This window comes from Streptomyces sp. KMM 9044, from assembly GCF_024701375.2.
Taxonomy (GTDB): domain Bacteria; phylum Actinomycetota; class Actinomycetes; order Streptomycetales; family Streptomycetaceae; genus Streptomyces.
The window spans coordinates 4,766,479-4,787,016 of the sequence record NZ_CP113910.1; the positions used below are offsets into that span (position 1 = coordinate 4,766,479).

At 71.4% G+C, this 20,538-nt stretch carries 19 protein-coding genes, 1 tRNA gene and 2 pseudogenes; 7 read left to right on the forward strand and 15 right to left on the reverse strand.

What is annotated here, in order from left to right; translation table 11 throughout:
* Positions 1-2 precede the first annotated feature (2 nt).
* Positions 3-422, forward strand: coding sequence for a hypothetical protein (locus HUV60_RS21465; RefSeq protein WP_257848868.1), 420 nt, complete (start codon positions 3-5; stop codon positions 420-422).
* 89 nt (positions 423-511) lie between these two features.
* Positions 512-1,381, forward strand: a complete 870-nt coding sequence (locus tag HUV60_RS21470; RefSeq protein WP_257848869.1) for a spermidine synthase — start codon at positions 512-514, stop codon at positions 1,379-1,381.
* Between the two features lie 30 nt (positions 1,382-1,411).
* Here HUV60_RS21470 and HUV60_RS21475 read toward each other — a convergent pair whose 3' ends face one another.
* A complete protein-coding gene (locus tag HUV60_RS21475; protein ID WP_257848870.1) occupies positions 1,412-2,026 on the reverse strand; it encodes a hypothetical protein in 615 nt (204 codons plus the stop codon).
* A 108-nt stretch (positions 2,027-2,134) separates the two neighbouring features.
* Here HUV60_RS21475 and HUV60_RS21480 point away from each other — a divergent pair, with 108 nt between their 5' ends.
* Together HUV60_RS21480 and HUV60_RS21485 are read left to right on the forward strand one after the other, a co-directional pair.
* Positions 2,135-2,854: a response regulator transcription factor gene (locus tag HUV60_RS21480; protein ID WP_257848871.1), complete on the forward strand. Its 720-nt coding sequence runs from the start codon at positions 2,135-2,137 to the stop codon at positions 2,852-2,854.
* Positions 2,851-4,260 carry a sensor histidine kinase gene (locus HUV60_RS21485; RefSeq protein WP_257848872.1) on the forward strand — a complete coding sequence of 470 codons (1,410 nt, stop codon included), beginning with the start codon at positions 2,851-2,853 and terminating at the stop codon, positions 4,258-4,260. Before HUV60_RS21480 ends, HUV60_RS21485 begins: the two co-directional genes overlap by 4 nt.
* A gap of 259 nt (positions 4,261-4,519) precedes the next feature.
* On the opposite strand, the gene HUV60_RS21490 is transcribed toward HUV60_RS21485, so the two are convergent.
* The 4 genes from HUV60_RS21490 to HUV60_RS21505 all read right to left on the reverse strand — a co-directional run bounded on the left by HUV60_RS21490 (position 4,520) and on the right by HUV60_RS21505 (position 9,436).
* A complete protein-coding gene (locus HUV60_RS21490) occupies positions 4,520-5,959 on the reverse strand; it encodes a GH1 family beta-glucosidase (RefSeq protein ID WP_257848873.1) in 1,440 nt (479 codons plus the stop codon).
* 175 nt (positions 5,960-6,134) lie between these two features.
* On the reverse strand, positions 6,135-7,046 hold the full coding sequence (locus HUV60_RS21495) for a carbohydrate ABC transporter permease (protein ID WP_257848874.1): 912 nt from the start codon (positions 7,044-7,046) through the stop codon (positions 6,135-6,137).
* Between the two features lie 12 nt (positions 7,047-7,058).
* Complete coding sequence (locus tag HUV60_RS21500) at positions 7,059-8,072, reverse strand: carbohydrate ABC transporter permease (RefSeq protein WP_257848875.1); 1,014 nt, start codon at positions 8,070-8,072, stop codon at positions 7,059-7,061.
* Positions 8,073-8,077: 5 nt separating this feature from the next.
* Positions 8,078-9,436, reverse strand: coding sequence for an ABC transporter substrate-binding protein (locus HUV60_RS21505; RefSeq protein ID WP_257848876.1), 1,359 nt, complete (start codon positions 9,434-9,436; stop codon positions 8,078-8,080).
* 342 nt (positions 9,437-9,778) lie between these two features.
* On the opposite strand from HUV60_RS21505, the gene HUV60_RS21510 reads away from it, so the two are divergent.
* Positions 9,779-10,834: a LacI family DNA-binding transcriptional regulator gene (locus HUV60_RS21510; protein ID WP_257848877.1), complete on the forward strand. Its 1,056-nt coding sequence runs from the start codon at positions 9,779-9,781 to the stop codon at positions 10,832-10,834.
* A 207-nt stretch (positions 10,835-11,041) separates the two neighbouring features.
* Here the strand turns inward: HUV60_RS21510 and HUV60_RS21515 are convergent.
* From HUV60_RS21515 to HUV60_RS21525, 3 genes are all read right to left on the reverse strand, one after another.
* Positions 11,042-11,114, reverse strand: a tRNA-His gene (locus tag HUV60_RS21515).
* 120 nt (positions 11,115-11,234) lie between these two features.
* Positions 11,235-11,837 (reverse strand): oligoribonuclease, encoded by a 603-nt coding sequence (orn, locus tag HUV60_RS21520; protein ID WP_257848878.1) that lies wholly within the window; start codon positions 11,835-11,837, stop codon positions 11,235-11,237.
* 89 nt (positions 11,838-11,926) lie between these two features.
* Positions 11,927-13,219: a helix-turn-helix domain-containing protein gene (locus HUV60_RS21525; RefSeq protein ID WP_257848879.1), complete on the reverse strand. Its 1,293-nt coding sequence runs from the start codon at positions 13,217-13,219 to the stop codon at positions 11,927-11,929.
* Positions 13,220-14,045: 826 nt separating this feature from the next.
* On the opposite strand from HUV60_RS21525, the gene HUV60_RS21530 reads away from it, so the two are divergent.
* Positions 14,046-14,588, forward strand: coding sequence for a universal stress protein (locus HUV60_RS21530; protein WP_257848880.1), 543 nt, complete (start codon positions 14,046-14,048; stop codon positions 14,586-14,588).
* 95 nt (positions 14,589-14,683) lie between these two features.
* Here the strand turns inward: HUV60_RS21530 and glmS are convergent, their stop codons facing one another.
* From glmS to HUV60_RS21545, 3 genes and pseudogenes are all read right to left on the reverse strand, one after another.
* Positions 14,684-16,501, reverse strand: a complete 1,818-nt coding sequence (gene glmS / locus HUV60_RS21535) for a glutamine--fructose-6-phosphate transaminase (isomerizing) (protein WP_257848881.1) — start codon at positions 16,499-16,501, stop codon at positions 14,684-14,686.
* Between the two features lie 13 nt (positions 16,502-16,514).
* The gene (locus HUV60_RS21540; protein WP_042171016.1) at positions 16,515-16,772 is read right to left on the reverse strand and encodes a hypothetical protein; all 258 of its coding nucleotides are present in this window, start codon (positions 16,770-16,772) and stop codon (positions 16,515-16,517) included.
* 134 nt (positions 16,773-16,906) lie between these two features.
* A pseudogene (locus HUV60_RS21545) lies at positions 16,907-16,987 on the reverse strand (SHOCT domain-containing protein); the annotation flags it as partial.
* 196 nt (positions 16,988-17,183) lie between these two features.
* Between HUV60_RS21545 and HUV60_RS21550 the strand changes: the two are divergent.
* A complete protein-coding gene (locus HUV60_RS21550) occupies positions 17,184-17,372 on the forward strand; it encodes a DUF4158 domain-containing protein (protein ID WP_257848882.1) in 189 nt (62 codons plus the stop codon).
* An 85-nt stretch (positions 17,373-17,457) separates the two neighbouring features.
* Here HUV60_RS21550 and HUV60_RS21555 read toward each other — a convergent pair whose 3' ends face one another.
* The 4 genes and pseudogenes from HUV60_RS21555 to HUV60_RS33620 all read right to left on the reverse strand — a co-directional run bounded on the left by HUV60_RS21555 (position 17,458) and on the right by HUV60_RS33620 (position 20,528).
* Entirely contained in the window at positions 17,458-18,081 is a 624-nt protein-coding gene (locus tag HUV60_RS21555) for a recombinase family protein (RefSeq protein ID WP_257848884.1), read from the reverse strand.
* Positions 18,082-18,210: 129 nt separating this feature from the next.
* Positions 18,211-18,909, reverse strand: coding sequence for a tetratricopeptide repeat protein (locus HUV60_RS33610; protein WP_331462051.1), 699 nt, complete (start codon positions 18,907-18,909; stop codon positions 18,211-18,213).
* A pseudogene (locus HUV60_RS33615) lies at positions 18,886-19,104 on the reverse strand (tetratricopeptide repeat protein); the annotation flags it as partial. The gene HUV60_RS33610 and the pseudogene HUV60_RS33615, both read right to left, overlap by 24 nt.
* On the reverse strand, positions 19,032-20,528 hold the full coding sequence (locus tag HUV60_RS33620; protein WP_331462010.1) for a DUF7779 domain-containing protein: 1,497 nt from the start codon (positions 20,526-20,528) through the stop codon (positions 19,032-19,034). The gene HUV60_RS33620 and the pseudogene HUV60_RS33615, both read right to left, overlap by 73 nt.
* Positions 20,529-20,538 lie beyond the last annotated feature (10 nt).

A 20,538-nucleotide genomic window follows, 5' to 3' on the forward strand; every position in this document is an offset into this window, starting at 1 on the left:
GGATGGTGGCCAGCCAAAGCGGTGAAACCCGAAGGCGGCGCGGTGGGCCGCCGGGCTGCTGCGACGTGGTGACGGTTCCGGCCCGCCAGGGCCTGGAGGCGATCGACATCCTCCGGAGACAGGCGGCGGGCGACGCGGTGGGGCCCGTCCTGCACGACGACGGAGGGGGCACGCTCGGGTTCCTGGTGCCTTCGGGCACGGCCGCGGAGTGGGACGTGCCCGGCAGCACCTGCACACGGACCGACGGCCACGGGCCGCAGCCGGCCCCGGCCTCCGCGCCGCCCGCCCCCGAGCCGCCGCTGGAGGGATCGGCCTGGCTGCTGCCGCCCGAGGACGTCGGCCTCGCCACCGACCCCGCCGCCCTGCGGGAGGCGCTGGGCGAGGCACAGCGGCTGATCGACGCGATGAACAGCTGCCGGTGAGGGCGCCGCGGGGGCCCGCGCGGGAGTGCCCGTGCGAGAGGTCCCGTGCGGGGTCGGGTGCCGGGTGCCGGTCGGGGGACAATGACCCCATGGGAAGGACCAGGAACTCCGGGCGCGGGCAGGCCGCCGCCGCCGTCGTCGTCGAGAGCGTCGACGGGGGGACCGCCCGGCTCGTCCCCGACCGGGAGCGCCCGAGGGCGTGGACGCTGCTGATCGACGACGCCCCGCAGTCGTACGTCGACCTGGACGATCCCGCGTACCTCTCCTTCGCGTACCAGCGGCGGCTCGGACACGTCATCGACACCGTCGCGCCGGCCGGCCGGCCCCTGCAGGCGGTGCATCTCGGAGGCGGCGCGTTCACCCTCGCCCGGTACGTCGCCGCCACCCGGCCCCGGTCCACCCAGCAGGTCGTCGAGCGGGACGCCAAGCTGGTGCGACTGGTCCGCCGGGAGCTGCCGCCGGACCCCAGAGCGCGGATCAGGGTGCGCTCGGTGGACGCCCGCGAAGGGCTCGCGAAGGTGGCGGACGGAGGGGCAGGCCTCGTCGTCGCCGACGTGTTCAGCGGCGCCCGCACCCCCGCCCACCTGACCTCGACCGAGTTCCTGGACGACGTCCGCAGGGCCCTCGCCCCCGGCGGGGTCTACGCCGCCAACCTCGCCGACGGGCCGCCGCTGGCCCATCTGCGCGGCCAGATCGCCACCGCCGCCGCCCGGTTCGCCGAACTCGCGCTGATCGCCGACCCGGCGGTCCTGCGCGGCAAGCGCTTCGGCAACGCCGTGCTGGTCGCCTCCGACGCGCCCCTCCCGCTCGCCGAACTGACCCGCCGCGCCGCCTGTGACCCGCACCCCGGCCGCGTCCAGCACGGCCCGGAGCTCAGGGACTTCACCGGCGGCGCCACCCCGGTCACCGACCTGGCGGCGGTCGCCTCACCGGCGCCACCGGCGTCGGTGTTCCGCTGAACCCGGCAGGCGCCGATCAGCAGGCGCCGATCAGTAGGTGCCGATCTCCACGCGCGGCGGGCCGTCGTGCCAGGTGCAGAAGACCGACACCCGGTCCGCGCCGGCCGTGAACTCCACCCGGATCCACGACTCCGTCTTCCACACCTGCATCGACCAGCCCGCCCCGGGCGTCGCCGACACCAGTGACGCGGACGTCTCGCCGAGGTCGAAGACCGCCCGGCCGCCGGCGGTGTCGTACGCCTTGACCTCGCCGGAGGCGACCGGGGCGGGGTCGCCGCCGGCCGGCGTGGGATCGGCCGGTTCCGGGCCGGGTGCGGCGGGCGCCCTGCCGGGCTCCTGCGCCGACTCGGGGGCCTGCGCGTCAGCGTCCTCCGTGCCCTCGCTGTCGCCCTTGTCCTTCGAACCGCCCTTGTCGCCCCGGCCTTCCTCGGCGTTCTTCGGCGCCTCTTCGCCGGACGGGCGCCGGGTCGAGGACGACACCGGCTTCGACTCCCGCGTCGTCGCGTCCCCGGCCATCACGGGCAGCGCGCGCGGAGGATCGTAGGCGGTGCCCTCCATCACGGTGTGCACGCCCCACCACGACAGCGTGACCGCCGCGCCCGTGGCGAGCAGCCAGGCCATCAGGTGTACGAGTCCTTTGCGCATCGCCGGTCATACTGCCTCACCCGCCCCAGGGGTGTCGCCCTCCCTCCGGGATCCGGAGTTGTCCACAGGCCGTCACCGGCCTGCCCGGCATGGCGTACGGTGCCGCCCATGGCAAGTGTTCTCGTGGTCGAGGACGACCAGTTCGTACGATCGGCGCTCATAAGGCAGTTGACCGACGCCACGCACACCGTGCGCAGTGTGGGGACGGCGCTGGAGGCGTTGCGCGAGGTCGCCCATTTCCGGTTCGACGTCGTCATCCTGGACCTCGGGCTGCCCGACCTCGACGGCTCCGAGGCGCTGAAGATGCTGCGCGGCATCACGGACGTACCGGTGATCATCGCCACCGCGCGGGACGACGAGGCGGAGATCGTGCGGCTGTTGAACGCCGGCGCGGACGACTACCTGACCAAGCCCTTCTCGGTGGAACACCTCTCGGCCCGCATGGCGGCCGTGCTGCGCCGGGCGCGGTCCCTCACGGGGGAGGCCGCGCCGTCCCCGGTGATCCGGGTCGGCGGACTGACCGTCGACCCGCTGCGCCGCCAGGCCGAACTCGACGGGGCGCGGCTCGATCTGACCCGGCGCGAGTTCGACCTCCTCGCCTTCCTCGCCGGGCGGCCCGGGGTCGTCGTCGCCCGCAAGGAACTCCTCGCCGAGGTGTGGCAGCAGTCGTACGGTGACGACCAGACCATCGACGTCCATCTGTCCTGGCTGCGCCGGAAACTGGGGGAGACGGCCGCCCGGCCGCGCTATCTGCACACCCTGCGGGGCGTCGGCGTGAAACTGGAGCCGCCCGCCGACCGGGCCCCCGGAGCGGAGCAGCCGCGATGAGGTGGGCCCTGGTGAAGGTGTCCGTGGCGGTGACCGCGATGGTCGTGGTCGCCTTCGCGGTGCCGCTCGGCCTGGTCATCCGCGAGATGGCCCGCGACCGCGCCTTCTCCAACGCCGAACGGGAAGCCGCCGCGGTCGCCCCCGCGCTGTCCATCACCACCGACCGCGACCAGCTCGAACGCGTCGTCGCCTCCGCGGGTTCCGGCGGGGCCGACGCGGGGATGGCCGTGCACATCCCCGCCGCGGACGGTGACAAACCCCTCGACATCGGCCGCCGGCGTGCCACCGCGGAGGACGTCGAGGCGGTACGGAACCTGGGCCGTGTCTCCACCTCCCAGGTGCCCGGCGGCTCCGCACTGCTCCAGCCGGTCGCGCTCAGCAGCGGCGAGATCGCCGTGGTCGAGGTGTACGTCCCCGAGGCCGAGGTCACCAACGGGGTGGGCACGGCCTGGGCGGTCCTCGCGGCGGTCGGCGCCGCCCTGATCCTCGGCTCGGTCGCGGTCGCCGACCGACTGGGCGTACGGATGGTGCGGCCCGCGCAGCGCCTGGTCGAGGGCGCGCACGAACTGGGGGAGGGCCGGCTGGGGGCGCGGGTGCCCGAGAAGGGGCCCACCGAACTGCGCCTGGCGGCGGTGGCGTTCAACTCCATGGCCGACCAGGTCGTGCAACTCCTGGCCAACGAGCGGGAACTGGCAGCAGACCTGTCCCACCGGCTGCGTACCCCGCTGACCGTGCTGCGGCTCAACGCCGCCTCGCTGGGCGACGGACCGGCCGCCGATCAGACCCGCGCGGCGGTGGAACAGCTGGAGCGCGAGGTCGACACCATCATCCGCACCGCGCGGGACGCCAAACCGCAGACGGCCGCCGCCGGTCCCGGTGCCGGCTGCGACGCCGCCGAAGTGGTCCGCGAGCGGATGGTCTTCTGGTCGGCGCTCGCCGAGGACGAGGGCCGCAAGTGGCGGGTGGCCGGCGCCGACACCCCCGTACGCATCCCCGTGGCCCGTGCCGATCTGGCCGCCGCCCTCGACGCCCTGCTCGGCAACGTGTTCCGGCACACCGCCGAGGGCACCGCCTTCGCGGTCGACGTGCACAACGGCGAGGACGCGGTGATCGTGCTCGTCTCCGACGCGGGCCCTGGCATACCCGACCCCGAGGGGGCGATGGCCCGCGGCCGGGGCTCCGGCAGCGACGGCTCCACCGGACTCGGCCTGGACATCGTGCGCCGCCTTGCGGAGGCCACCGGCGGGGACGTCCGCATCGGCTCGTCGGTGCTCGGCGGGACCGAGGTACGGATCTGGATCCAGCTGGACGGTCGCGAGGGAGCACCCCGCGGCCGGGGCCGCGGCCACCGCGGGACCGTACGCCGCCGTCGTCCGGGGCGCCTGGTGCCGGCGCTCCGGCGCTGACCGGGCGAACACACCGGCGCGCCCCGGCCGGTACCCGTCCGGCCGGTACCCGTCCGGCCGGTACCCGTCCGGCCGGTACCCGTCCGGCCGGGGCGCGCGCCTGCCCCGGCACCTGTCCGGGAACCACCCGGCAGGAAGACGGCCCCGGACGCGCCCCGGGCGGGGCGCGAACGCCCGCGTGGGGCGCGATGCTCCCCCTCGGGCACCGCGCCCCGTTCCCCCGTTCCCCCGTTCCCCCGTTCCCCCGTTCCCGGGAGGGTCAGCTGTCGTCCGGCTCCGGGAGGGCGCCCGACCGGGCCGCCCGGCCGTACCAGAGGGCGCTGGCCTTCGGGGTCCGGACCTGGGTCGCGTAGTCGACGTAGACCGCGCCGAACCGCTTCTCGTAGCCGTATGCCCACTCGAAGTTGTCCATCAGGGACCACAGGTAGTAGCCGCGCACGTCCGCGCCGTCGGTGAGGGCCCGGCGGACCGCGGAGAGGTGACCGTGCAGGTAGGCGATCCGCTCCGGGTCCTGCACGGTGCCGTCGGAGCCGGGCTTGTCGTCGTACGCGGCGCCGTTCTCGGTGATGTAGAGCGGCAGGCCGGGCGCTTCACGGGTGTACCGCATGATCAGGTCGTGCAACCCGGTCGGGTCGACGGCCCACCCCATCTCGGTGCGCTCGCCCGGCGCCTGGTGGAAGGCCACGTGGTCCGCGGCGGGCCACGGCGAGTGCTCGCTCTCCCCGTGACCGTCCGCCCGCGGCCCCTTCGCGTCGGGGTCGGCCGCCGACACCAGGGAGGGGGTGTAGTAGTTGAGGCCCAGCGCGTCCAGCGGCTGGTGGATCAGCTCCAGGTCACCGCCCTGGACGTGCGACCAGTCGGTGAGCGACGCGGTCGCCTCCAGCAGCGTCTCGGGGTAGGCGCCCTTCAGGATCGGGCCGTGGAAGATGCCGTTCGCCAGGTCGTCGATGGTGCGCACCGCCGCGAGGTCCGCCGGGTCGCTCGGCGAAAGCGGCCGGACCACCGAGGAGTTGAGGCTGATCGCGACGGAGTTGCGGGCCGGCATCACCGACCGCAGCGCCTTGGCGCCCAGCCCGTGGGCCAGGTTCAGGTGGTGGGCGGCCCGCAGCGAGGCCGCCGGGTCGGTACGGCCGGGGGCGTGCACGCCGGACGCGTAGCCCAGGAAGGCGCTGCACCACGGCTCGTTGAGCGTGATCCACTGCTCCACCCGGTCGCCGAGCGCCTCACCGACGATCTGCGCGTACTCGGCGAAGCGGTAGGCGGTGTCACGCTCCGGCCAGCCGCCCGCGTCCTCCAGCTCCTGCGGCAGGTCCCAGTGGTAGAGGGTGACGGCCGGCTTGATGTCGTGTTCGAGCAGCTCGTCGACCAGCTTGCGGTAGAAGTCCAGGCCGCGCTGCACGGCCGGGCCGCGACCGGTCGGCTGTACCCGGGGCCAGGAGATGGAGAAGCGGTAGGCGCCCAGCCCCAGGTCCGCCATCATCGCCACGTCGTCGCGGTAGCGGTGGTAGTGGTCGACGGCGAGGTCACCGGTGTCGCCGCCGGCGGTCTTTCCCGGCGTGTGGCTGAAGGTGTCCCAGATGGACGGGGTACGTCCGTCCTCCCGCACCGCGCCCTCGATCTGGTACGCGGAGGTCGCGGAGCCCCAGAGGAAGGCGGAGGGAAAGGCCGCCGGGGTCACCGGCGTTGCGGAGTCAGACATGGAAGCGCTCCCATAGGAGGTCGTGGCGGACCTACGAGTCGGAGTGAGCAGGGGGGAAGGAGTGGGAAAGCGGGAAAAGCGGGAAAAGCGGGGAAAGCGGGACGAGCAGGGGCCGAGGCGTCGGTGGCCCGGCCCCCGGGAGGAAAGGGCTGTGCGGAGCAGGGAGGTTCGCGGGTCAGCCCTTGACCGCGCCCTGCATGATGCCGCCCACGATCTGCTTGCCGAAGACCGCGAAGACCAGCAGCAGCGGCAGCGTGCCGAGCAGCGCGCCCGCCATGATCAGGGACTGGTCCGGGGTGAAGCCGCGGCCGAGGCCCGCGACCGCGACCTGCACGGTCGGGTTGCCGGACTGGGTCAGGACGAGGAACGGCCACAGGAAGTCGTTCCAGGTCTGCACGAAGATCAGCATGCCCAGCACGGCCATCGCCGGCCGCGCCGCCGGGAACACCACGTGCCAGACCACGCGCCAGCTGCTCGCGCCGTCGACCCGGGCGGCCTCGATGATCTCGTCCGGCAGCGCCTGGAGCAGGTACTGCCGCATGAAGAACACACCGAACGCGCTCACCAGCGACGGGAAGATCACCGCCTGCAGCTGGTCGGTCCAGTCCAGCTTGGCGACCATCATGTACAGCGGGATCACGCTCAGTTGCGGCGGCACCATCATCGTGCCGATCACGATGAGCATCATCGCGTTGCGGCCCTTGAAGCGCAGCTTGGCGAAGGCGAACCCGGCGATCGTCGACAGGGTCACCACGGTGACCGCCGAAATGCCGGACACGATCGTGGTGTTGAGGAACGCCTCACCGAGGTTGGCGTCGGTCCAGGCGAGCTCCAGGTTCTTGAACAGGTTCGAGCCGAACCAGAACGGCGGCGGCGTCTCGGCCAGGCGCTGGTTGTCCCGGGAGGCGGCGATCGCGGTCCACACCAGCGGGAACAGCGAGACGATCGTGAACACGATCAGGATCGCGTACGCGATCGGACCGCCGTGCAGGGTGCCGCCGGCCCGCGCGGACTTCGGCAGACGGGAGCGCTTGCGCTCCTGGGCGGGCGTGGTCTCGGGGGGCGGGGGCGTCACAGTCGTCGTCACGGCCACAACTCCTTAACTGCTGGCGCGCAGCCGGCGCGAGATGACGTAGTTGATGATGCCGACGACGATCAGGATCAGGAACATCATCCACGCGATCGCCGAGGCGCGGCCCAGGTGCTGGTTGATCCAGCCCTGCTCGTACAGGTACAGGCCGAGCGTCTGGAACTGGTGCTCCGCGCCGCCGGACGCGCCCTTGTTGGCGTCGAACAGCAGCGGCTCGCCGAAGACCTGGCTCGCCCCGATCGTGGACACCACGACCGTGAACAGGATGGTCGGGCGCAGCGAGGGCAGCGTCACGTTCAGGAACTGCTGCCAGCGGTTGGCGCCGTCCAGCGCCGCGGACTCGTACAGGTCCTGCGGGATCGCCTGCATCGCGGCCAGGTAGATCAGCGCGTTGTATCCCGTCCAGCGCCAGATGATGATGGTCGAGACGGCGAACTGAGAGGGCCACTTGTCGCCCTGCCAGTCGACCGGGTCGATCCCGGCGAAGTCCAGCGCCCAGTTGATCATGCCGTAGTCACGCCCGAAGAGCAGCACGAACACCAGGGAGGCGGCGGCGATCGAGGTGGCGTACGGCGCGAGCATCGCGACCCGGTAGAAGGTCGAGGCACGCAGCTTGTAGTTGAGGATGTGGGCGATGCCCATCGCCATCAGCAGCTGCGGGACGGTCGCGATGACGCCGATGGTCAGCGTGTTCTGCGCCGCGTTCCAGAAGAACTCGTCGTCGAAGATCCGGGTGAAGTTGTGCAGCCCCACCCAATCCATGTCGGTCGGGGCGGTCAGCTCGACCTGGTGCAGCGAGGCCCAGCCGGTGTACACCAGCGGGAACAGACCGAAGGCGAGGAACAGCAGGAAGAACGGGGAGACGAAGGCGTACGGGCTCCAGCGCATGTCGCGCTGCCAGCGGCGGGACAGCTTTCGCCGGTGCCGCTCCTCCTGGCTTTCGGGCGCGGTGCTCCCGGGCGGGCGGCCCGGGGCCGCGCCCCCCTTGACGGGGGACGCGGCGGTGTCGTTGCGGGTGGACATTTAGGTCACTTGTCCAGGTTGTTGTCGATGGTCTTGGTGGCCGTCTCCCAGGCTTCCTCGGCGGACTTGCCCTTGGTGACGAGGATGACGCCGTTGTCCGTCAGACCCTGCTGGATGATCTGGTCCTTCGGGCCGATCACCTGGACGGGGATTTGCTGGGCGGCCTCGGAGAAGATCTCACCGATCGGGGCTTCACCGGTCATGTCGTTCTTGGCGCCGGTCACTTCCGGGCTGCCGAAGGCGGTCTGGGCGCTCGGGAAGCTGCCCTGCACCTCGAACAGCTTGGCCTGCTGCTCGGGAGCGGTCAGCCAGGCGACGAGCCGCTTGGCCTCGTCGACGTTCTTGGCGCTCTTGGGCACGCTCAGGAAGGAGCCGCCCCAGTTACCGGACTTGGGGGGCACGGCGACGTCCCACTTGCCGGCGGCGTCGGGCTGCGACTTGCCCTTGATGTAGCCGAGCATCCACGGCGGGCAGGCCATCGCGGCGAACTTGTTGTTGGAGATGGTCTGGTCCCAGGACGGCTGGAACTGCGTCTGGGCGCCGATCATGCCCTTCTCGGCGGCCTCGGCGGTCAGGTCGAAGGCGTCCTTGACGGCCGGGTTGGTCTTGTAGACGACCTCGCCGGAGGCGTCGTAGAACTTCTCCTCCTCACTGCTCAGGATCGCGTTGAGCAGACCGCCGGGGGAGTCCAGGAAGGTCGTGCCGTCGGGGGCCTTCTTCTGGTAGTCCTCGCCGACCTCGACGAACTTCTTCCAGTCGTCCTCCCACAGCTTGGCGACCTCCGCGCGGTCGGACGGCAGCCCGGCCTCCTCGAACAGGTCCTTGCGGTAGCAGATCGCCATCGGGCCGATGTCGGTGCCCAGGCCGACGGTCTGGCCGTCCTTGGTGGTGGCCTGCTCCCACTTCCACTCGAGCCAGTCGCTCTTGTTCACGCCCTCGGCCTTGGAGAGGTCCTCGAGCTTGTCGGACTGGGTGGCGACGATCTCCGCGATGTTGCCCACCTCGACGGCCTGGACGTCCTGCAGGCCGCTGTTGGTGGTGAGGTGGTTGAGCAGCGCCGGGTAGTAGTTCTCGTTGCGCTCGACAACGTTCTCGGCGATCTTGATGTCCGGGTTCAGCTTCTCGTACTCGGCGTAGAGACCGGCTTCCTTGAAGCCGAAGGTGCCGAACAGGCCCAGCGTGATCGTGGTCTTGCCCTCGCCGCCCGACGAGGAGTCGGAGCCACCGTCTCCACCGTCTTCGGCGCAGCCGGCCAGCAGCCCCGTGCCCAGCGACACCACGGCCGCGACGGCCACTGCCTTGCGGGTGAAGAGCTTCCCCCCGTTCGTACGCTGCCGAGAGAGGGGGAGGGTACGTGCTCGCATTGCGTCCTCCTGTTGCCCTGACGTGCCGACCCCCCGGCCAACGGCGTTGTTGGGCCCGTTTTCGTGCTGCGGCTCGGGCGGGGAACGTGCGGGTTGTGTATGTGTCAGGTACCGTGGGAGCGCTCCCACGAGTGATGTGTTGAAGGGTTGCGGGTCCGGGCGGGGGTGTCAAGGGAGCAGACGCGGTGAGATGCGTTCAGTTATCGGGCTGTTAACTGGAGGCCCGAAGCTCGCCGACGGGTGACCCGGGGCCCCGGACGGTACCCCTGGCAGGGGGCGCCGCCGTTCACTGGGCTGTTAAATTCCAGGCCAGCGTGACATACGACGGAAGGTGGGGCGTACATGGCAAGCCACGGAGCGCGGGGCCGCAGCGGAGGCCGCCCCACCCTCGAAGAGGTGGCGGTGCGCGCCGGTGTCGGCCGGGGCACCGTCTCCCGGGTGATCAACGGTTCGCCCCGGGTGAGCGACGCCACCCGTGCCGCCGTGGAGGCCGCCGTGGCGGAGCTCGGTTACGTCCCGAACACGGCTGCCCGCGCCCTGGCCGCCAACCGCACCGACGCGATAGCGCTGGTCGTGCCCGAGCCGGAGACCCGGTTCTTCGCCGAGCCGTACTTCTCGGGCATGCTGCGCGGCGTGGGGGCGGCGCTCTCCGACACCCGGATGCAGCTGCTGCTGATCTTCGCGGGCAGTGACCGCGAGCGACAGCGCCTCGCCGACTACCTGGCCGCGCACCGGGTGGACGGCGTGCTCCTGGTCTCCGTGCACGCCGACGACCCGCTGCCCGACATGCTCGCCCAGCTGGAGATCCCGGCGGTGATCAGCGGCCCGAGGTCCGCCGCGGAGACGCTGACCTCGGTCGACTCCGACAACTACGGCGGTGCCCGGCAGACCGTCGAGCACCTCGTCGGCCGGGGCCGGCACCGCATCGCCCACATCACCGGCCGCCTCGACGTGTACGGCGCGCAGCGGCGCATCGACGGCTACCGCGACGCCCTGCGCGACGCGGGCCACCCCGAGGACGACCTGATGATCGAGGCGGGCGACTTCTCCGAGGAGGGCGGCCGGCGCGCGATGGCTGCGCTGCTGGAGCGCCGCCCGGACCTGGACGCGGTCTTCGCCGCCTCCGACGTCACCGCCGCCGGCGCCCGGCACGCCCTGCGGGAGGCGGGCCGCCGTATCCCCGACGACGTGGCCCTGGTCGGCTACGACGACTCCGCCATCGCCCGCCACATGGACCCGCCGCTGACCAGCGTGCGCCAGCCCATCGAGGAAATGGGCCGCAGGATGATCGACCTCCTCCTCACCGAGGTCGCCGACCGCCGCCCGCCCGCCGCCCGGGAACTGGACCGGAGTCAGGTGGTCCTGGCCACGGAGCTGGTGGCGCGCGCGTCGTCGTAGCGCCGCCGGGGCGGGGCGTCCGCGGCGGCGGGGAAGGCACGCCGACGGGTACGCGCCACGCTTCTCGGCATGCCCGGGGCCCGGACCGAGGGCGGCGCTACGTCATTGCCGGCGCGGCCTCATCGGTGCCCGTGAGGGCGGGGGGGCGGGTGTCCGGGCACGAAGAAGGGCTGACCTGTGTTCTCAGGTCAGCCCTTGATCGTTCAGGGTGAGTGACGGGACTTGAACCCGCGGCATCCTGGACCACAACCAGGTGCTCTACCAGCTGAGCTACACCCACCATGGCCGCCATCGGTGGAGAGTGGGTCTTCCCCGACCGGCCGAGAAAAAGTGTACAGGGTCCGAAGGGGTGCTCGCGCCAGGGTTTCGCGGCGCCCGCCGGACGGCGCCCGGCGCGTGCCTACCGGGCAGGCAGGACGTGCTTCGCGGCGATCTCCTTCGCGGTGTCCGAGTCGGGGCCCGGCTGGGGGACGAAGACGGCCTCGCGGTAGTAGCGCAGCTCCGCGATGGACTCGCGGATGTCGGCCAGCGCGCGGTGGTTGCCGTTCTTCTCGGGGCTGTTGAAGTACGCCCTCGGGTACCAGCGGCGCGACAGCTCCTTGATGCTGGACACGTCGACGATGCGGTAGTGCAGGTAGTTCTCGAGGGCCGGCATGTCCCGCAGCAGGAAACCGCGGTCCGTGCCCACGGAGTTGCCGCACAGGGGGGCCCTGCCGGGCTCCTTGACGTGCTCCTTCACGTACGAGAGGACGCGCTTCTCGGCGTCCTCGAGCGTCGTGCCGTCCGCCAGCTCGTCGAGCAGCCCGGACGCGGTGTGCATCTGACGCACCACCTCCGGCATCGTCTCCACCGCCCCGCCCGGCGGGCGGATGACGATGTCGACGCCGTCGCCGAGCACGTTCAGCTCGGAGTCGGTGACGAGGGCGGCCACCTCGATGAGCGCGTCGTCGGACAGCGAGAGGCCGGTCATCTCGCAGTCGATCCACACCATGCGATCGTTCATATGTCTAACCTTACGGCGTGAGGGAGCGTGGGGGACCGGGCGGCCCCGCTTCGGGCCCGCCCGGTCCCCCACGCTCCCTCACGCCCGCCTCACGGCGCGCTGCGCTGGCCCGGCACGCTCGCCCGGGCCTGGATGTAGGCCTCCCGGGCCGGATCGGCCGAGGAGGCCGACGCCGCCAGCGAGGGACCGCCCAGAGCGCTCGCAGCCGCAGCGCGCCGCGACTGGTGCGGTACCGGGGCGTCCGGATGCAGCGCGGCGGGCGCCTGGCCGGGAGGGCCCGGGTGCCCGTGCAGGTGCGCCGGCCCGGGCGGGACGGCTCCCGGGGTGCTCGTCAGGCCGTCGGAGTCCTGGTGCCGTTCCGCATGGGGGCGCCGCGCGCGGTACGCGGCCCGGTAGGCGGCCGGGGACGAACCCAGCTGACGCCGGAAGTGGCCCCGCAGCGCGACCGGTGAGCGGAAGCCGCAGCGGCCCGCGACCTCGTCCACCGAGTAGTCCGACGTCTCCAGCAGACGCTGGGCCTGCAGCACCCGCTGTGTGATCAGCCACTGCAGCGGAGCGCTGCCGGTCAGTGAGCGGAAGCGGCGGTCGAACGTACGACGGCTCATGTACGCGCGTGCCGCCAGCGTCTCCACGTCGAACTGTTCGTGGAGGTGCTCCAGCGCCCAGGCGACGACCTCGGCGAGCGGGTCGGCGCCGATCTCCTCCGGTAAAGACCTGTCCAGATAGCGTTCCTGACCACCCGTCCGGCGCGGCGGGACGACGAGGCGCCGGGCGAGCGCGCCCGCCGCCTCGTTGCCGTGGTCCGTGCGCACGATGTGCAGGCACAGATCGATTCCGGCCGCCGTACCGGCGGAGGTCAGCACGTCGCCGTCGTCCACGAAGAGTTCCCGCGGATCGACGTGCACCGACGGATAGCGTTTCGCCAGCGTCGGCGCGTACATCCAGTGGGTGGTCGCCGGACGGCCGTCCAGCAGGCCGGCCGCCGCGAGCACGAAGGCGCCGGTGCACAGCCCGACGATGCGGGCGCCTTCCTCATGGGCCCGGCGCAGCGCCTCGAGCGCCTCCTGGGGTGGCGGCGAGGTGATCGAACGCCAGGCGGGCACGACAACGGTGCCCGCCCGCGCAATCGCCTCCAGGCCGTGGGGCGCGGTGAGTTCGAGACCCCCCGTGGTCCGCAGCGGGCCGTCCTCACCGGCACTCACCAGCAGGCGGTAGCGCGGTACGCCGGCGTCCTGCCGGTCGATCCCGAACACCGACAGCGGTATGGAACTCTCGAAGATGGGACCGCCGCCGAACAGCAGCACCGCGACGATCTCCTTGCGGCGTCGCCCGGTGAGTTTCCGGGCCGCGGCTTCCGGCGCGGCAGTGGAGTCGTGGCTCATACTGCTAAGCCCCCCTCGGTGGTCGCGGCTCCTCGGTTGTGTCGCACCTGCACGTTTCCCCTCGGTCCTGCACGAGTCCCCCGCCGTAAGACAGTCAAGATCGAATCTACTGTGTCCCGTCGTGCCCGGGTGGCCAGTTCAGCCCCCGGTGGATTGTCGACTTGGTAACTTGGCGTGAAGCATTCGATCACGAAGGGTTGCACTCGTGGGCCGTGCAGGGAAGTGCGCCTTGTCGCGGTGGCCAATCCACGTAGGGTGTCCGGGGTCCCCCGGACCCTTTCCGTGCAGGTCGAATGAGGGTTGGGGGGTGGTCGCACCCGTTGATGCACAGGTTGCGGAAGTTGGCTGAAAACATGCGGTCGCGTGCGCGGAAACCGGTCAAGCGACCGGTGTCTCCCCGCCGGGCCGGGGACCGGTCCGGCGGGGCCGTCGCGAGGTCCCTTCCGGGCCGGGCGGGGAGGGGCGGTCGGTGCGGCGGACCCGCTCCGGAGCCGGACGCGCAGGTGCTTCGTGCGGCGCGTCACGCGGGGTTCAGGCGTGGGCGGCGCCTCGGTCGCCACACCACCGGGGCCGGCACCCCGGCACGCCCCACTCTCACGGCTGGGCCCGTCCTGTGCAAACCGTCTGTACAGCGCAGCAACCATTGCGTGACGGGTACCCGCTCGGGCATGCTCCGGGATACCCGTCGGCCAGCGTGGACGGGATCTGCGCAAAGGAGGAATGCCGCCGTACCCTTGGGGGTAGGGGGTGGGGAAGATGATTCCCGGACACAGCTCCGACGCAGCCTGTCGCCCCTCCTGACAAGGATCACAACGCCGAGACAGCCATGGCCGGTCACGAATTCCTCGAACCCGCGGACCGCAAGCGACCCCTCGCCGACCCCACGGCCGCCGAGCCGGTGGGGGCCGAGCCCCTGGGGGCGGCTCAGTCGCGCCAGCCGTGCGATCCGGCGTTCCGGCACGGTGTCGTCGTCGGTTTCGACGGCTCCACCTCCAGTGAGCGCGCCCTCGCGTACGCGATCGGCATGGCCCGGCGCTTCGGCTCCGCACTGATCATCGTCCATGTCGCCAACCGGCTCCCGACCACGGTGTGGGCGGGCTGCGAACCCCCGGTCTTCGTCGACGTCCCCGACCATCGCACCGAGGTCCTCGGTCTCGAGCTCGCCTGCGCGGACTACCTCACCGAGGTGCCCTGGATCCTGGTCGAGCGCGGCGGCGACATCTGCCACGAACTCGAGGAGGTCGGCCGGGAGTACGAGGCCGACGCGATCGTCGTCGGCTCCACCCACGGTCTCGTCGGCCGGCTCTTCGGCTCCGTCGCCGGCCGCCTCGCCAAGCGGGCCCAGCGCCCGGTCGTGGTCATTCCCTGACGCGTGGGCGGGGCAGGGCGCTCGCCCCCGCCCACGCGGGTGTGCCTGGTGCCGTCGGGAGCCGGCCGGCCGCGCGACCGCTCGACGGTGACCGCCTACTCGACGGTGACCGACTTGGCGAGGTTGCGCGGCTTGTCGATGTCCCGGCCCAGGGCCAACGCCGTGTGGTAGGCGAGGAGCTGGAGCGGGATGCCCATGAGGATGGGGTCCAGCTCGTCCTCGTTCTTCGGGACGACGACCGTGTGGTCGGCCTTCTCCTGTTCACGGTGGGCGACGGCCATGATCCGGCCGCTGCGGGCCTTGATCTCCTCCAGGGCCGCGCGGTTCTTCTCCAGCAGATCGTCGTCGGGGACGATCGCGACGGTCGGCAGCGCGGGCTCGATCAGGGCCAGCGGGCCGTGCTTGAGCTCGGACGCCGGGTAGGCCTCCGCGTGGATGTAGGAGACCTCCTTCAGCTTCAGGGACGCCTCGCGGGCCACCGGGTAGCCCCGCACACGGCCGATGAAGAGCATCGAGCGGGCCTCGGCGTACTGCAGGGCCAGCTTCCTGATGTCCTCCTCCTGATCCAGGATCTCGGAGATCTGCCCCGGGAGCCTGCGCAGCCCCTCGATGATCCGCTTGCCGTCGCTCACCGACAGGTCGCGGGTGCGGCCCAGGTGCAGGGCGAGGAGGGCGAAGGCGACCGTGGTGTTGGTGAAGCACTTGGTGGACACCACGCACACCTCGGGCCCGGCGTGCACGTACATGCCGCCGTCCGCCTCACGGGCGATCGCCGAACCGACGACGTTCACCACGCCCAGCACCCGGGCGCCCTTGCGCTTCAGCTCCTGCACCGCCGCCAGCACGTCGTACGTCTCACCGGACTGGGACACCGCGACGTACAGCGTGTCGGGGTCGACGACCGCGTTGCGGTAGCGGAACTCGGAGGCCGGCTCGGCGTCGGCCGGGATGCGGGCCAGCTCCTCGATCATCTGGGCGCCGATCATGCCCGCGTGGTACGAGGTGCCGCAGCCGAGGATCTTCACCCGGCGGATCTGGCGGGCCTCCCGCGCGTCCAGGTTCAGGCCGCCGAGGCGCACGGTGGAGAAGCGGTCGTCGATCCGGCCCCGCAGCACCCGGTCCACGGCCTCGGCCTGCTCGTGGATCTCCTTGTGCATGTACGTGTCGTGGCCGCCCATGTCGTACGAGGCCGCCTCCCACTCCACGGTGGTCGGTTCGGCCGTCGTGCGGGTGCCCTCGGTGGTGTACGTACGGAAGTCGTCGGCCTTGAGGGTGGCCATCTCGCCGTCGTCGAGGGTGACGATCTGCCGGGTGTGCGCGACCAGGGCGGCTATGTCCGAGGCGACGAACATCTCCTTCTCTCCGATGCCCAGTACCACGGGAGAGCCGTTGCGGGCCACCACGATGCGGTCCGGGAAGTCGGCGTGCAGTACGGCGATGCCGTAGGTGCCCTCGATGATCCGCACCGTCTCGCGGACCTTGTCCTCCAGCTTCTCGGCCTGCGAGCGGGCGATCAGGTGGGTGAGGACCTCGGTGTCCGTCTCGGAGAGGAACTCGACGCCGTCCGCCTCCAGTTTGCGGCGCAGCTCACCGGCGTTGTCGATGATGCCGTTGTGGACGACGGCGACCTTGCCCTCGGCGTCCAGGTGCGGGTGCGCGTTCACGTCGGACGGGGCGCCGTGGGTGGCCCAGCGGGTGTGGGCGATGCCCGTGGTGCCCTTGAAGCGCGCCGGGACCTTCGCCTCCAGGTCACGCACCCGGCCCTTGGCCTTGACCGTCTTCAGACCGGTCGCCTTCGGGGACGTGAGGGCGATGCCCGCCGAGTCGTAGCCCCGGTACTCCAGACGCTGCAGGCCCTCGAGCAGCAGAGGGGCGACCTCACGCCTGCCGATGTATCCGACGATTCCGCACATGTGTGATGTTTTCCTAGCCGTAGACGATGCGCCGCAGCTGCCGGAGCGAGAGCTCGGGCGGGGCCACGGCGCGGTATCTGAGGTCCGCCTCGATCCGTTCGAAGATCGTCGCGTTCACCAGGCCCTGGGCCTGGAGTTCGCGGTGGCGGCGACGGACGAAGTCCTCGGTCGTCTCGTCGAAGTAGGCGAGCACGTCCTGGATCACCCGTAGCGCCTCGCCCCGGCTGAGGGGCGAGGACCGCGTCAGATGATCAACGAGTTCGTCGTGCACTCGATGATCCTGGGGTAAAGGAGGGGTTCACGCAAGAATCCTGCCCGATTCCGGGCAGAGTGGCGAGGGTGGGTGGGAGGCGGAGTGGGGCAGGGGGGACGGCCGGGCGCACGGCCCGGTACGCCGCCGGGCTGCATGCGCTTGAGGACCGCCTGTTTGGCCTGGGTGAACTCCTCGTCCGTCAGTATCCCGGCGCGGTGCAGTTCGCCCAGTTTGGGGTCCAGCCAAGGTGAGCCCAAAAGCCGCCACGGGATGATCTTGGGGCTGTGATCGCCTGTCGTTCCTCTACCACCGTGCTCCGGTGCGCGTCCTGGATTCCGTGCTTCTGATCTTCTCGGTGTTGCGGCCCGGACATGATCGCGCGGGCGCGTCAGGCGCCTTCGTATGGGCTGGGCGTCGAGTGGGGTGGGGATGACCTCGATCGAGAGGTCCGCGTACCCGCGGTTCAAGCGGCTGATCACCGCGCGTGAGCTGCATGTGTTCTTCACTCCCGGCGAGGAGGAGCGGGCCTGGGTCGAGGAGGTCACGGACTCCGACGAGCATCAGCTCGCCCCGTTGGTCGCGCTGAAGTCGTATCAGCGGACGGGCGGGGTCGAGTAGGAGCCATGCAGCGAGTGCAGTTTGCCGTCGCATGATGTGACACTTGGGTTGAGCTGGCCGACCTCGTTGCGGCTGTGTGGGCGGGTCAGTCTTCGTTTTCGCCATGCGCCGCGGTGGTCGTCTCTCGGTGTTTGCGTAGTTCGCGGTACAGCGTGGAGCGGCTGATGCCGAGGTCGGCGGCGACCTGTTCGGGGATGGCGCCGTCCTTGATCCGCTGGGCGGCTCCGGCGCGGGTGGTCGCGTTGAGCTTCGCTGGGCGTCCGGTCGGCAGTCCGCGGGCCTGCTTGGCGGCGCGGGCGCCGGCGGCGCGCTCCAGCATGTAGATCCGTTCCATCTGGGCGAACATCGCCAGCAGTGCGATGGCCATGTCGGTGCCGAGGCCCTGCTCGCTGGTGTAGACGGCGAGTTTGTCGCCGAGGGTGCGCAGGAAGATGCCGCGCTCGGTGAGGTCGTGGACGAGGTTGAGGGTCTCGCGCATGTTGCGGCCGAGCCGGTCCAGGGTGAGGACGTTGATCCGGTCGCCGGGCCGCGCGAAGCCGAGCAGGGCGGTCAGGCCTTCGCGGTCCATGTTCGTGCCGGTGCGCTTGTCGACGTAGATGTGCTCCTCGGCGACTCCCGCATCGCGGACCGCGTCGATCTGCCGGTCGAGATCCTGAGCGGTTGTGCTGACACGGCAATATGCGAGATCCGTCCCGCGACTGTCCCACAACTTGACGCCGTGACATGGGTTTTGACCAAGCCTTATGGCGCCAGCTTCTGACACAAGGCGACCTGCGGGAATGTGATCACGGTCCGACGGCTGGCGGCCTGTGTCATATCCATGCTTGTGACACCCCGGTCACCAGTGCTTCGGCCCGTCCACCGCCCGCTTCTCCAACGCCGAAGCGAGGTTGTTGCGAGTCGTGCAGGTGACAGGGTGGTCGCCGCCCAGCACCCGCGCCATGTCGGTGAGGGTCTGCTTGTACAGCGGGATCGCCCGCCCCAGATCCCCCGCCGCCTGGTAGGCGCCGGCGAGGTTGTTGCGGGAGGTCAGGGTGTCGGGGTGGTCCTTACCCAGCACCCGCGCCATGTCGGTGAGGGTCTGCTTGTACAGCGGGATCGCCCGCCCCAGATCCCCCGCCGCCTGGTAGGCGCCGGCGAGGTTGTTGCGGGAGCCCAGGGTGTTGGGGTGGTCCTTACCCAGCACCCGGGTGCGGTCGGTGAGGGTCTGCTCGTACAGCGGGATCGCCCGCCCCAGATCCCCCGCCGCCTGGTAGGCGTAGGCGAGGTTGTTGCGGGAGGTCAGGGTGTCGGGGTGGTCCTTACCCAGCACCCGCGCCATGTCGGTGAGGGTCTGCTCGTACAGCGGGATCGCCCGCCCCAGATCCCCCGCCGCCTGGTAGGCGCCGGCGAGGTTGTTGCGGGAGCCCAGGGTGGAGGGGTGGTCCTCACCCAGCACCCGGACGGTGTCGGTGAGGGTCTGCTCGTACAGCGGGATCGCCCGCCCCAGATCCCCCGCCGCCTGGTAGGCGCCGGCGAGGTTGTTGCGGGAGCCCAGGGTGTTGGGGTGGTCCTTACCCAGCACCCGGACGGTGTCGGTGAGGGTCTGCTCGTACAGCGGGATCGCCCGCCCCAGATCCCCCGCCGACTCGTAGGCGCCGGCGAGGTTGTTGCGGGAGGTCAGGGTGGAGGGGTGGTCCTCACCCAGCACCCGGACGGTGTCGGCGTGGGCGCGTTGGAGGTATGTGGTGGTGCGGCCGGGCTGGCCCTGGTTGCCGAGGAAGAGTCCGGTTTCGTTGAGGATGCGGACGGTGGTTGTGGTGTCGGTGTCGGGGGTGGTGTGCTCGGTGAAGGCGTCGACGTGGGGGAGGAGGGTGCGCCAGGTGGGCCAGGTGGCAGGGGTGTCGTAGGTGGGGGCAGGGCGGTGTGCAGGCAGTTGGTGGCCTGTTGGCGGGCTTGGTCGATGAGGGTGGGGGTGCGGTGGGGGTCGTCGGGGTCGGGGGTGCGGGCGAGGGCCTGGACGAGCCGGTGGACGGCGAGGGTGCCGGTGGCGGGGTCGGGGGTGATCATGCTGTAGGCGGTGAGCAGGCCGAGCGCGGCGTTGCGCGTGGGCGGGTCGGCGGGGCCGGTGTCGAGCAGGGTGGTGGGGATGTTCTCGGGGGCGTACCAGGCGAGGGTGCGTAGCAGGTCGGCGGCGTGGGGTTGGAGGGTGGTGATGCGGTCGAGGGTGATGTTCCAGATGCGGGCGATGGTGCGTTGTTCGGGGGTGGTGGCCGCGCCGTGGCGGTACATCGCTGCCGGGTGTTCGGCGAGCAGGTTGAGGTAGGCGCGGGGGGTGGTGAGCGGGTTCTGGGCGAGGTAGGCGGCGGCCTGTTCGATGGCAAGGGGGAGGTGGCCGAGTTCTTCGCACAGGTCGGCGGCGCCGTCCAGGTCCCGTCCGGGGTGCTGGGTGGTGGTGATGCGGGTGAGTAGGGCGAGGGACTCGGTCGCATCGAGGACGTCGAGGCGGACCAGTGTGGCCGCGTCGCTCCAGATGGTGGCGAGGCGGCTGGTGATCAGGAAGCGTCCGCCTCGGGCGCGGGTGATCAGGTCGGCGATGTGGGCGGGGTCGTTGACGTTGTCCAGGACGATCAGCCAGCCGGTGTGGGTGGCCAGCCACTGCAGGCCCCACTGGGCGAGTGCCTGGTCCGGCAGGGCGGTGGCCAGGGCGGGCTGGAGGGCGGTGGTGAGGTCGGCCAGGCCCTGCTGGATGGCTGCGGGACTGTCGGCAGTGATCCACCGGATCGGGGTGTGGCCGTGGGGGCGGGTGGCGGCCCAGTGGGCGGCCAGGGCGCTCTTGCCGATCCCGCCGAGCCCGTGGACCGCCTGGACCAGGGCTGCGCCGGGGGTGGCGAGGGCGGCATCGAGGCGGTCGAGTTCGTTGCCGCGTCCGACGAACAGGCCGGGCCGGTAGGGCAGGTCGTCCAGGCCCGCCGGGGCGTCCACCTCGGCGGGCGGCCGCAGTGCGTCGGGCGGCAGCTGCACGGTGGAGGTGTAGATGCCGGTGTTGACGAATGCGCGGTCGCTGCCGGTGACGGTGGCGTTCCCGCTGTGGAGTACCTCCTGCCACGTGCCCGTCGGCGCAGCCGGGGCGGTGCTGGTGCCGGGGCGGTCCTTGCGCCGTGGCCATCGGAACATGCCGTCCCCC

Bases quoted from the DNA above. Each gene is read 5' to 3' on its own strand.
- HUV60_RS21465 (WP_257848868.1), top strand. From the start codon at position 3: ATGGTGGCCAGCCAAAGCGGTGAAACCCGAAGGCGGCGCGGTGGGCCG.
- HUV60_RS21470 (WP_257848869.1), top strand. From the start codon at position 512: ATGGGAAGGACCAGGAACTCCGGGCGCGGGCAGGCCGCCGCCGCCGTC.
- HUV60_RS21475 (WP_257848870.1), bottom strand. From the start codon at position 2,026: ATGCGCAAAGGACTCGTACACCTGATGGCCTGGCTGCTCGCCACGGGC.
- HUV60_RS21480 (WP_257848871.1), top strand. From the start codon at position 2,135: ATGGCAAGTGTTCTCGTGGTCGAGGACGACCAGTTCGTACGATCGGCG.
- HUV60_RS21485 (WP_257848872.1), top strand. From the start codon at position 2,851: ATGAGGTGGGCCCTGGTGAAGGTGTCCGTGGCGGTGACCGCGATGGTC.
- HUV60_RS21490 (WP_257848873.1), bottom strand. From the start codon at position 5,959: ATGTCTGACTCCGCAACGCCGGTGACCCCGGCGGCCTTTCCCTCCGCC.
- HUV60_RS21500 (WP_257848875.1), bottom strand. From the start codon at position 8,072: ATGTCCACCCGCAACGACACCGCCGCGTCCCCCGTCAAGGGGGGCGCG.
- HUV60_RS21505 (WP_257848876.1), bottom strand. From the start codon at position 9,436: ATGCGAGCACGTACCCTCCCCCTCTCTCGGCAGCGTACGAACGGGGGG.
- HUV60_RS21510 (WP_257848877.1), top strand. From the start codon at position 9,779: ATGGCAAGCCACGGAGCGCGGGGCCGCAGCGGAGGCCGCCCCACCCTC.
- orn (WP_257848878.1), bottom strand. From the start codon at position 11,837: ATGAACGATCGCATGGTGTGGATCGACTGCGAGATGACCGGCCTCTCG.
- HUV60_RS21525 (WP_257848879.1), bottom strand. From the start codon at position 13,219: ATGAGCCACGACTCCACTGCCGCGCCGGAAGCCGCGGCCCGGAAACTC.
- HUV60_RS21530 (WP_257848880.1), top strand. From the start codon at position 14,046: ATGGCCGGTCACGAATTCCTCGAACCCGCGGACCGCAAGCGACCCCTC.
- glmS (WP_257848881.1), bottom strand. From the start codon at position 16,501: ATGTGCGGAATCGTCGGATACATCGGCAGGCGTGAGGTCGCCCCTCTG.
- HUV60_RS21550 (WP_257848882.1), top strand. From the start codon at position 17,184: ATGACCTCGATCGAGAGGTCCGCGTACCCGCGGTTCAAGCGGCTGATC.
- HUV60_RS33620 (WP_331462010.1), bottom strand. From the start codon at position 20,528: ATGTTCCGATGGCCACGGCGCAAGGACCGCCCCGGCACCAGCACCGCC.